Annotated in this window: 10 protein-coding genes; 2 read left to right on the top strand and 8 right to left on the bottom strand. The window is 66.6% G+C overall.

What is annotated here, in order from left to right; genetic code table 11:
- Window positions 1–107: 107 nt before the first annotated feature.
- From rsd to FGS76_RS11330, 8 genes are all read right to left on the bottom strand, one after another.
- Window positions 108–590, bottom strand: a complete 483-nt coding sequence (rsd, locus tag FGS76_RS11365) for a sigma D regulator (RefSeq protein WP_138772764.1) — start codon at window positions 588–590, stop codon at window positions 108–110.
- Window positions 591–829: 239 nt separating this feature from the next.
- Window positions 830–1537, bottom strand: coding sequence for an LrgB family protein (locus FGS76_RS11360; RefSeq protein WP_138772763.1), 708 nt, complete (start codon window positions 1535–1537; stop codon window positions 830–832).
- The gene (locus tag FGS76_RS11355; RefSeq protein ID WP_138772762.1) at window positions 1530–1886 is read right to left on the bottom strand and encodes a CidA/LrgA family protein; all 357 of its coding nucleotides are present in this window, start codon (window positions 1884–1886) and stop codon (window positions 1530–1532) included. Before FGS76_RS11355 ends, FGS76_RS11360 begins: the two co-directional genes overlap by 8 nt.
- Before the next feature lie 124 nt (window positions 1887–2010).
- Window positions 2011–2514, bottom strand: coding sequence for a disulfide bond formation protein B (locus tag FGS76_RS11350; RefSeq protein ID WP_138772761.1), 504 nt, complete (start codon window positions 2512–2514; stop codon window positions 2011–2013).
- Between the two features lie 36 nt (window positions 2515–2550).
- Complete coding sequence (rmf, locus tag FGS76_RS11345) at window positions 2551–2742, bottom strand: ribosome modulation factor (RefSeq protein ID WP_138772760.1); 192 nt, start codon at window positions 2740–2742, stop codon at window positions 2551–2553.
- Window positions 2743–2886: 144 nt separating this feature from the next.
- Window positions 2887–4455: a glutamate--cysteine ligase gene (gshA, locus tag FGS76_RS11340; RefSeq protein WP_138772759.1), complete on the bottom strand. Its 1569-nt coding sequence runs from the start codon at window positions 4453–4455 to the stop codon at window positions 2887–2889.
- A gap of 68 nt (window positions 4456–4523) precedes the next feature.
- Window positions 4524–6866 carry a Tex family protein gene (locus tag FGS76_RS11335; RefSeq protein WP_138772758.1) on the bottom strand — a complete coding sequence of 781 codons (2343 nt, stop codon included), beginning with the start codon at window positions 6864–6866 and terminating at the stop codon, window positions 4524–4526.
- Between the two features lie 122 nt (window positions 6867–6988).
- A complete protein-coding gene (locus FGS76_RS11330) occupies window positions 6989–7357 on the bottom strand; it encodes a response regulator (RefSeq protein WP_138772757.1) in 369 nt (122 codons plus the stop codon).
- A 276-nt stretch (window positions 7358–7633) separates the two neighbouring features.
- Here FGS76_RS11330 and ompR point away from each other — a divergent pair, with 276 nt between their 5' ends.
- Together ompR and FGS76_RS11320 are read left to right on the top strand one after the other, a co-directional pair.
- Window positions 7634–8344, top strand: a complete 711-nt coding sequence (gene ompR / locus FGS76_RS11325; RefSeq protein WP_138772756.1) for an osmolarity response regulator transcription factor OmpR — start codon at window positions 7634–7636, stop codon at window positions 8342–8344.
- 12 nt (window positions 8345–8356) lie between these two features.
- Window positions 8357–9673 (top strand): ATP-binding protein, encoded by a 1317-nt coding sequence (locus FGS76_RS11320; RefSeq protein ID WP_138772755.1) that lies wholly within the window; start codon window positions 8357–8359, stop codon window positions 9671–9673.
- Window positions 9674–9787 lie beyond the last annotated feature (114 nt).

Genomic DNA, 9787 nt, shown 5'->3' with positions numbered 1-9787 from the left:
TCCGCGATGAACCTTTTTTTATTGGCTCCCCTGTAGGAGCGGCTTCAGCCGCGATCCCCACGGGGACCGGATCGCGGCTGAAGCCGCTCCTACAGGGGGAACCTCTATCAGTGCCGCAGGGCGTGCCGCCGTGGCGCCTGATGCACGCTCAGAATCAACTGATCCTCCAGCGCGAAGCGCTCTTCCAGTACCTCGGTGAGCCGGTTGAGCCGCTCGGGCAACTGCTGCAACTGCCCGAGACAATGGTCATCGCTGTCGAAATCCTCGTTGAAGGCCAGCGCCTCCTCGGTGGACTGGTCCAGTTCACGGAGAATATGGCCGGCCACATCCGGCGTCTCCTGGTAGCGGCGCGCTTCGCGCACCAGCTCCCGGTACACCTCGAAATAGCCGGCGCTGATGTAATCCATCAGCAGCTGGCAGAACTCGCCGACCCGGGACTGCACCGAGCGGGGGCGGGCATCATCAAGACCTTCCAGGCCCTGCAGGGCGCACAGCCGAACGATCAACTGCTGGCGCTGTTCCAGCCAGGCGCCGACCAGCGCCTCGATACGGCGCCATTGCATAAGGGGGGACAAAGCGGGGGGTGCCATGACGGTCGCTCCTTGTTCCTGGCCGGCAGGGCGGTGCCGGCGTTCGTTGTGGGGGCTGACGATCCGGTGAACAGCCACCCCGGCGAGTACGCCGGACATCGGGTGGGGGGATATCGAGGCTAGCCCCCCGGCGTTGCCGGCGGCAACGGGGGGAAAAGGCGGTTTTCGTCCGGCGGCGGGAAAAAGGCTTGAAGGTCAGACAGTTGCCGTTAAAGACGGATTTGTCATAAAAACCGGGGTTAAAACAACCAGCCGGCGATCCACGGCCACAGCCAGGGCAGCGCCAGGGCGGTGACCAGCCCGGTGAGCCCCAGGGCCAGCCCGGCGAAGGCGCCGGCTTTCTCGCCGAACTCGAAGGCCCGGGCGGTGCCGATGGCATGGGCCACCAGCCCCAGGGCGAAGCCGCGCACCCGGTCGTCGCGCACCCGCAGCAGCCGGAACACCGGGCCGGCCACCAGGGCGCCGACGATGCCGGTGATGGCCACCGCCCCGGCGGCCAGGGACACCAGGCCGCCGGTGCTTTTGACCACTTCCACGGCAATCGGCGTGGTGATCGATTTGGGGGCCAGGGAGCCCACCACCTGCTCCGGCGCGCCCAGCCACCAGGCCAGGCCAATGGCGATGCCCGCCGCCAGGGCGGCGCCCACCAGGGTGGTGATCAGCACCGGCCGCCACACCTGGCGCACGGTGCGCAGTTGCCGGTACAGGGGCCAGGCCAGGGCCACCGTGGCCGGGCCGAGCAGGAACGAGAGAATGCTGGTCTGTTGCCGGTATTCCTCATAGGAGACGCCGGCCCACGGCAGCACCACGATCACCGGTACCGAGGCCACCAGGAACGGATGCAGCACCGGCAGGCTGTGGCTCTTGCCGTAGATCCAGACCGCCAGCCGGTAGCTGGCCAGGGTCAGCAGCAGACCGAACAGGGGTGTATGCACCAGCTCAATCATGGTGGTGCTCCCGGGGCGCCGGCATCAGCCACTTGAGCAGCAGGGTCACCAGCACCAGGGCGATGACGGTGCCCAGCACCACCGCCACGGTCAGCGCCAGGGCATAGTCCTGGTAGCGGCTCCATTGCAGCACGATGCCCACGCCCAGGGGGAAGATCAGCAGGGTGATATGGCGGATCAGCACGGCGGCGGCCTGGGAGATGCGCTCGCCGCCGGGCAGATTGAACATCAGCGCCAGTAACAGCAGCACCATGCCCACCACCGGGGCGGGCAACGGCAGGCCGGTGAAATGGATCACCACTTCGCCGAGGAATTGGAACAACAGCAGAATCAACAGACCATCAAGCACGGTTGGCTCTCCGCGGCCGGATACACACGGGGGCGCGGGGGCCAAACCAAATCGCGGCTGAAGCCGCTCCTACTCTTCCTGCTCGGTAGAAGCGGCTTCAGCCGCGATTATTATGCTATTGGGTTCAGCCCCGGCGTGGGCGGAACAATTGTATCAGAGCCACCACCAGGACGCCGCCGAACACCACCAGGGACCAGCCCGGGATGGTCAGCCCCAGAAACCGCCAGCTGATCTCGGCGCACTCGCCGGAGCCGGACAGCACCGTGGCGAGCATTTCGTGCAGCGGGAAGGCGTCGATCATGTAGTCCAGGGTCGGGCCGCAGGCGGGCACCTGGTCGGCGGGCAGGCTCTGCAGCCACAGATGGCGCAGGGCGATGCCCGCGCCGCCCAGGGTGGCCAGGCCGGTGAGCACCGCGTAGACGCGCACGCCCACGCCCTTGGGGCCGTGCAGGGTGGCGATCAGCAGTATCACCATCACCACGATCAGGGCAATGCGCTGGAAGATGCAGAGCGGGCAGGGTTCCAGCCCTTCCACGTGTTGCATATAGAGAGCGCCGCCAAAGGCGGCCGCGCAGGCAAGCAAAGTCAGTCCATTGAGCGCCCGGGGCGCCGGAAGCAGCGATTGCATGGTTTTTGTATCCCTTTTTTTGAGTCGTTCGCTGTGTCAGACGTCGCGGGACGTGGCGGGTTCCCGGCGATCACGCCAGGCGGCGGCGCCGGCTTCCCAGCCCTGTACCCACCATTCCGCCAGCGCTTCGTCCCGGTACGGGCACTGCGCCACGGCGCCGCCGGCCATGCCCCACATGCAGCCGCGGTTGTAGGCTTTCTCGAACGGGTCGGATGTCGGCTTGAACATGTCCCCTCCTTGCCCGGGAAACACCGGGTTCAACGGGATGTTCCGTGAGATTAGCACCGGGCGGCGCCGGTGCCATGGCCGTTCGTTAGCCTTTTTCGACCCTTCGTCCGGGAAAGGGACGGTGCGCCCCCCGGCCCCGGGGGGCTAGTCGCGGAAATAATCGCGCAGATAGTCCTCGAACGGCGGTTCCGGCTGTGCCTCGCACTCGGCCTGCTCGGCCAGGCTGTCGCGGGCGGCCTGGCGCAGCTCGTTCTCCACGGCGCTGTCCAGGGGACGGGCCAGGAAATGGTCGCGGTGTGCCTGCGCCTGCTCCATGGCGAACGCGAAGAAACCCTGCTGGCGGCTTTCCAACTGATCGAGGATGCGCCCGGAAGGGGTGGCGTCCGGGGTGCGGATTTTCTCCCGTTGCTGCTCCAGGGCGCGGGCGTAGTTGTCGCCGCCATGGGTGCGGTCGAATAGCTCGGCGATGGGGATCATCTGGTCGAGTTTTTCCAGGCCCCACTGACGCAGGCTCACCGCCTTGCCCCAGTTGTCCAGTTGCACGCTGGTGTCGCGGCCCTGGTAGACCACCCGGCGCAGGTTTTCCTTGCTGGCGTTCAGGTCGCAGCGTTCCAGCTGCTGCGATTCGCGCAGCAGGCAGTAGCTGGCGAACAGATCCAGGAAGCGGATGTCCTGCTGGTTGATGCCCACCGGCTCGAAAGGGTTGAGATCCAGCGCGCGGATTTCCACGTACTCCACGCCCCGCCGCTGCAGCGCCAGGGTGGGGCGTTCGCCCTTGTTGATGGCGCGCTTGGGACGGATCGAGGAGTAGTACTCGTTCTCGATCTGCAGGATGTTGGCGTTGAGCTGCTGGTACTCGCCATTGGCGTCGCGCACGCCGAGCTTTTGGTAAGCCGGCTCCGGCGTCTTGATGGCGTGGGTCAGGGTGTCCACGTATTCCTGGAGATTGTTGTAGCTGATCGCCAGGGACGACTGGGCGTTGTTCTGGTAGCCCAGGTCGCTCATGCGCAGGCTGGTGGCGTTGGGCGTGTACAGGCTGTGGTCGAAGCGCTCCAGCAGGTGGTGCTCACGGCCGGCCAGGAAGGAGGCGCACAGGGCCGGCGAGGCGCCGAACAGGTACACCAGCAGCCAGGAATAGCGCTGGAAGTTGCGGGTCAGATCGAAATAGCGCTGGGAAATGTAGTTCTGCAGCGGGCCGCCGACGCCTTCCAGTTCCTGATGGATGCGCCAGAACGCCTCCGGGAACGAGAAGTTGTAGTGGATGCCGGCGATGGTCTGCATCTTGCGCCCGTAACGGTGACCCAGGCCGATACGGTAGATGTGCTTCATGCGGCCCACATTGGAGCTGCCGTACTCGGCCACCGGCACATTGTCGTCGTCGCCGATCATGCAGGGCATGGAGTTCACCCACAGCAGTTCGTCGCCGATATGCCGGTAGGTGTAGCGGTGCAGCTGGTCGAGAAACTCGATCGGCCGTTGCAGGCAGGTGCTGGGCGGGGTGATGAACTCCAGCAGCGCCTCGGAGTAATCGGTGGTGATGTACGGGTGGGTCAGTGCCGAGCCCAGTTCCGTGGGGTGCGGCGTGCTCGCCAGGGTGCCGCGCTGGCTGATGCGCAGGCTTTCCTTTTCGATGCCACGGTGAATATCCGCCAGGGTGGCGGCGGCGTCGGAATCCAGGAGCGCCTGGATTCGCTGGCTGAGGATGTCGGTCATGGGCCTATCCGATCTGGCCGGCGGTGCCGGGGCGGCACCGCCAGAAAGGGAAGTCTCGCAGCAGCATACTAGCGTTTCTTCTGTTGTTCGAAGGCCTTGGCGAATGCGGCGCCCAGGGCGCCCTGGCCCTGGGACTGCTGAGCCTGCTGGCCCCGGCCCTTGCCGGCCTGGCGTTGGCCGCCCTTGCGCGGGCGCGCCTTGCCCGGAGCCTGCCCGCCGTCGGCGGCCTGCTCCTGATGGCGGTCATCCAGGCGCATGGTCAGGCTGATGCGCTTGCGCGGCTTGTCCACCTCCAGCACCTTCACCTTGACGATGTCGCCGGGTTTAACCACGTCGTGGGGATCTTCCACGAACTTGTCCGCCAGGGCGGACACATGCACCAGGCCGTCCTGGTGCACGCCGATGTCCACGAAGGCGCCGAAGTTGGTCACGTTGGTCACCGCGCCTTCCAGCATCATGCCCGGCTTCAGGTCGTTGAGGGTTTCCACCCCTTCCTTGAACTCGGCGGCCTTGAACTCCGGGCGCGGGTCGCGGCCGGGCTTTTCCAGCTCGCTGAGAATGTCGGTGACCGTGGGCAGGCCGAAGGTGTCATCGGTGAATTCCGCCGGTTTCACGGATTTCAGGAAGGGCGCGTCGCCGATCAGTTCCTTGAGCGGGCGGCCGTGCTTCTCGGCGATTTTCTCCACCACCGGGTAGGCTTCCGGGTGAACCGATGAGGCGTCCAGGGGGTTGTCGCCGTTCATGATGCGCAGGAAGCCGGCGGCCTGCTCGAAGGTCTTCTCGCCCAGGCGCGGCACCTGTTTGAGGGCATCGCGGTTATTGAAGGCGCCGTTTTTCTCCCGGAAGGTGACGATATTGCCGGCGATGGTGGCGTTGAGGCCGGCGATGCGCGCCAGCAGCGGCGCGCTGGCGGTGTTCACGTCCACGCCCACGGCGTTCACGCAGTCCTCGACCACCGCGTCCAGGGAGCGCGACATCTTCACCTGGCTCACATCGTGCTGGTACTGGCCCACGCCGATGGACTTGGGATCGATCTTCACCAGCTCGGCCAGCGGGTCCTGCAGGCGGCGGGCGATGGACACCGCGCCCCGGAACGACACGTCCAGGTCCGGGAATTCCCGGGCCGCCAGCTCGGAGGCGGAGTACACCGAGGCGCCGGCCTCGGAGACCATGATCTTCTGCATGGTCAGCTTGTCGCGCAGCGCCTTGACCAGTTCGCCGGCCAGCTTGTCGGTTTCGCGGCTGGCGGTGCCGTTGCCGATGGCGATCAGGTCCACTTCATGTTTGGCGCACAGCTTGGCCAGGGTGGCCAGGGACTGGTCCCACTGGTTTTTCGGCTGGTGCGGGAACACGGTGGTGTGCTCCAGCAGCTTGCCGGTGGCGTCCACCACCACCACCTTGACCCCGGTGCGCAGCCCCGGGTCCAGGCCCATGGTGGCCTTGGGGCCCGCCGGCGAGGCCATCAGCAGGCTCTTCAGGTTGCGGGCGAAGACCTGGATCGCCTCTTCCTCGGCCAGCTCGCGCACCCGGCCCAGCAGTTCGGTTTCCAGGTGGGTGTTGAGCTTGATCTTCCAGGTCCAGCGCATCACCTCGCCCAGCCAGGCGTCGGCGGCGCGGCCCTGGTCGCGCCAGTCCGCCACCTGGGTGACCATGGCCACGCAGGGGTGCGGCTCGGCGTTTTCCAGCGCTTCCGGCAGCACCATGGAGACGTGCAGCACGCTCTCGTTGCGGCCCCGGAACAGGGCCAGGGCGCGGTGGCTGGGAATCGACTTGAGCGCTTCGTCGTGTTCGAAGTAGTCGCGGAACTTGGCGCCTTCGTCTTCCTTGCCGTCCGCCACCCGGGCCTGCACATGGGCGTTGTCCCACAGCCAGGTACGCAGCCGGGTGAGCAGTTCCGCGTTCTCGGCGAAGCGCTCCATGAGAATCTGTTTGGCGCCGTCCAGGGCGTCCTTGGCGGTGGCGATCTTGTGCTCTTCGTTCAGGTAGCCGGCGGCTTCCTGCTCCGGGTTCAGCGTGGGATCGGCCAGCAGCGCCTCGGCCAGCGGCTCCAGCCCCGCCTCGCGGGCGATCTGGGCGCGGGTGCGACGTTTCGGCTTATAGGGCAGGTACAGATCTTCCAGGCGGGTCTTGGTGTCCGCCTCCTTGATCGCCTTTTCCAGCTCCGGGGTCAGCTTTTCCTGCTCGGCGATGCTTTTCAGGATGGTGTCGCGGCGATCTTCCAGCTCGCGGAGATAGCGCAAACGCTCCTCCAGGTTACGCAGCTGGGTGTCGTCCAGACCGCCGGTGGCTTCCTTCCGGTAGCGGGCGATGAACGGCACGGTGGCGCCTTCGTCGAGCAGCGCCACGGCGGCGGCCACCTGGCGGGGCTGGGCATTGAGTTCCTGGGCGATGATCTGTTCGATGCTTTGCATGGGGATTCCTGACTTGCGCGGCGGCGCGCGCGGCGCGAAGGCGTGTAAACGAAAACGACCGGAATCATAGGGAATGACTCCGGTCGTTCATAGATTGACTTGACGGGGCGGGGTGTGGTTGTTCAGGCGCCGCCGAGCACCCTGGCGATCATCGCCGCCAGCTCGCGTTCCTTGGGCGGCTTGACGATATAGCCGGCGGCGCCCTGGCGCTCGCCCCACACTTTGTCGGTTTCCTGGTCCTTGGTGGTCACCAGAATCACCGGGATGCGGCTCAGCTCGGCGTCCTTGGCGATCTTGCGGGTGGCCTGGAAGCCGTTCAGCTCCGGCATCACCACGTCCATCAGAATCAGGTCCGGCTGTTCGCTGCGGGCCTGCTCGATGCCCTGCATCCCATTGCTGGCGGTAATCGCCTGATGGCCCTGGCTCTCCACCATTTTCACCAGGTTGGTCAGCTGGGTGGGGGAATCGTCCACCACGAGAATCTTCGCCATTGTGCTTGGTCTCCTTATCGCCGGCGCAATGATAACAAGGGCTGGGCGGCGCGTAACTTGATGAAAAGCGGCACTGATTGCCAATTTGCGTCACCGGCGGATTCGGCGGACGGTAATCTTTCTATACAATCCAGGCTTGCCCGGCACCGGCTGGCGCGGTACACCAAGCGGGTCCCGCCGGACGGCGATGGCCAATCGCTGGCGCCGCGGTCGCAGCGGCTTGCGCCGCGATCACCGGGCGCGCCCCTCCGGGGCCGGCGAAAACCGAGGAGCACCATGAGCGAACAAGTCGAAAAGATTCTGGTGGTGGACGATGACGCCCGCCTGCGCGGTCTGCTGCAGCGTTTTCTGGAAGAGCAGGGCTATGCGGTGAAGGCGGTGGCCGACGCGGAACAGATGGACCGGGCCCTGTCCCGGGAGATCTATTCGCTGATGGTGCTGGACCTGATGCTGCCCGGCGAGGACGGCCTGTCGATCTGCCGCCGCCTGCGCGATGGGGACAACAACCTGCCGATCATCATGCTCACCGCCAAGGGCGACGACGCGGAGCGCATCGAGGGCCTGGACGCCGGCGCCGACGACTACTTGCCCAAGCCGTTCAACCCCAAGGAACTGAGCGCCCGCATCCGCGCGGTGCTGCGCCGCCATGTGCGGGAAGTACCCGGCGCCCCCAGCAAGGAAGAATCGGTGGTGCAGTTCGGCCCCTGGAGCCTGGACCTGGGCAACCGCACCCTGGCCCGGGAAGGCGACCCGCAACCGCTCACCACCGGCGAATTCGCGGTGCTCAAGGCGCTGGTGCAGAACCAGCGCGAACCGCTCACCCGGGACAAGCTGATGAGCCTGGCCCGGGGCCGCGAGTGGTCCGCCATGGAGCGCTCCATCGACGTGCAGGTGTCACGGCTGCGCCGCCTGCTGGAAGACGACCCGTCCAAGCCCCGCTATATCCAGACCGTGTGGGGCGTGGGCTATGTGTTCGTGCCGGACTGAGCCGGCGCAGCCGTGGCCCGCTTCCTGCCCAAAACCGCCTTTACCCGGGCCGCGCTGATCGTCGGCCTGGTGATCGGTCTCAGCCAGGGCGTGACGCTCTGGTTCTTTGCCCGCAACGCCTACCTGCCCGGCATCCGTGAATACGCCCGCCTTACCGCCCTGCAGGCGGAGCTGGTGTTTCCGCCGGACGGTGATGCCTCCCTGGGGCAGCGGCTGGGCGAGACCACCGGCATCGTGCCGGGCACGCCGCCGGATTTCGGTGAGCCACGCACCCTGGTGCTGTCCCGGCCGGTGATGGACCGCTTCCGCGAGGAGCTGTCGGCGCGGCTCGGCGAGCACGCCACCGTGCGCCTGGAGGACGACCGCCAGCCGATCCTGTGGGTCACCGCGCCCTCCTTCCAGGGCGGCTGGCTGCGGGTGCCCATGTCGTTCTTCCGCGACTACGACCGCTATCTGCTGCTGGGCTGGGGCGTGACCGTGCCGCTGCTGGCGGTGATCGGCGGCCTGCTGATCGCGCGCAGCCTCAACCGGCCATTGCGGCGGCTGGCCCGGGTGGCGCTGAAGGTGGGGCGCGGCGAGGCGGTGCCGGTGCTCGACGACAGCACCGGGCCCACCGAGATCCAGGCGGTGAACCGGGCCTTCAACCGCATGACCAGCCAGCTGCAGCAGGCCCAGCGGGACCGGGCCCTGCTGCTGGCCGGGGTCTCCCACGACCTGCGCACGCCGCTTACCCGGCTGCGCCTGTCGGCGGAATTTCTCGACGACGAGGAAATTTCCCAGGGCATTATCGAGGACATCGAGGACATGGACGCCATCCTCGACCAGTTCATCGCCTTTATCCGCGACGGCGCCGATGAACAGCCGGACTACGAGAACCTGAACAGCCTGATCGACGAGGTGGTGGCCAAGTACCCCATGGAGAAGCTGCGCATCCACCAGGAGGATGTGCCGCGCCTGATGCTCAAACGGCTCACCGTGAAACGGATGCTCTCCAACCTGATCACCAACGCCCTCAAATACGGCGCGCCGCCGGTGGAGATCACCACCGAGGTGGACGACAACGCCCTGCGCCTGACCGTGCGCGACCACGGCAAGGGCGTGCGCGAGGCGGACATTCCGCTGCTGCTGCAGCCGTTCTCCCGGGGCGAGATGGCGCGCACCCTGTCCGGCAGCGGCCTGGGGCTGGCCATCGTCAAGCGCATCGTCGACATGCACCACGGCGAGATGGTGCTGGACAACCACCCGGAGGGTGGCCTGCGGGTGCGCATCCGTTTCCCGGTCACCGGCCAGCTGGTGCAGCCGGAGCCGCTCTCCGCCGGGGTGCGTTAATTCCCATCGCGGCTGAAGCCGCTCCTACAGCCGCGAACCGCGCCTTTTCGCACCCCCGGCCCGGCCGGAAAATCATTATCGCGGCTAAAGCCGCTCCTACCAGGCCGGTGTGTA

Origin of the sequence: Alloalcanivorax gelatiniphagus (assembly GCF_005938655.1) — a bacterium.
Taxonomy (GTDB): domain Bacteria; phylum Pseudomonadota; class Gammaproteobacteria; order Pseudomonadales; family Alcanivoracaceae; genus Alloalcanivorax; species Alloalcanivorax gelatiniphagus.
Note: the sequence above shows the minus strand (reverse complement) of the source record. Positions and strands in the feature narration are given on the sequence as shown.

Bases quoted from the DNA above. Each gene is read 5' to 3' on its own strand.
- rsd (WP_138772764.1), bottom strand. From the start codon at position 590: ATGGCACCCCCCGCTTTGTCCCCCCTTATGCAATGGCGCCGTATCGAG.
- FGS76_RS11360 (WP_138772763.1), bottom strand. From the start codon at position 1,537: ATGATTGAGCTGGTGCATACACCCCTGTTCGGTCTGCTGCTGACCCTG.
- FGS76_RS11350 (WP_138772761.1), bottom strand. From the start codon at position 2,514: ATGCAATCGCTGCTTCCGGCGCCCCGGGCGCTCAATGGACTGACTTTG.
- rmf (WP_138772760.1), bottom strand. From the start codon at position 2,742: ATGTTCAAGCCGACATCCGACCCGTTCGAGAAAGCCTACAACCGCGGC.
- gshA (WP_138772759.1), bottom strand. From the start codon at position 4,455: ATGACCGACATCCTCAGCCAGCGAATCCAGGCGCTCCTGGATTCCGAC.
- FGS76_RS11335 (WP_138772758.1), bottom strand. From the start codon at position 6,866: ATGCAAAGCATCGAACAGATCATCGCCCAGGAACTCAATGCCCAGCCC.
- FGS76_RS11330 (WP_138772757.1), bottom strand. From the start codon at position 7,357: ATGGCGAAGATTCTCGTGGTGGACGATTCCCCCACCCAGCTGACCAAC.
- ompR (WP_138772756.1), top strand. From the start codon at position 7,634: ATGAGCGAACAAGTCGAAAAGATTCTGGTGGTGGACGATGACGCCCGC.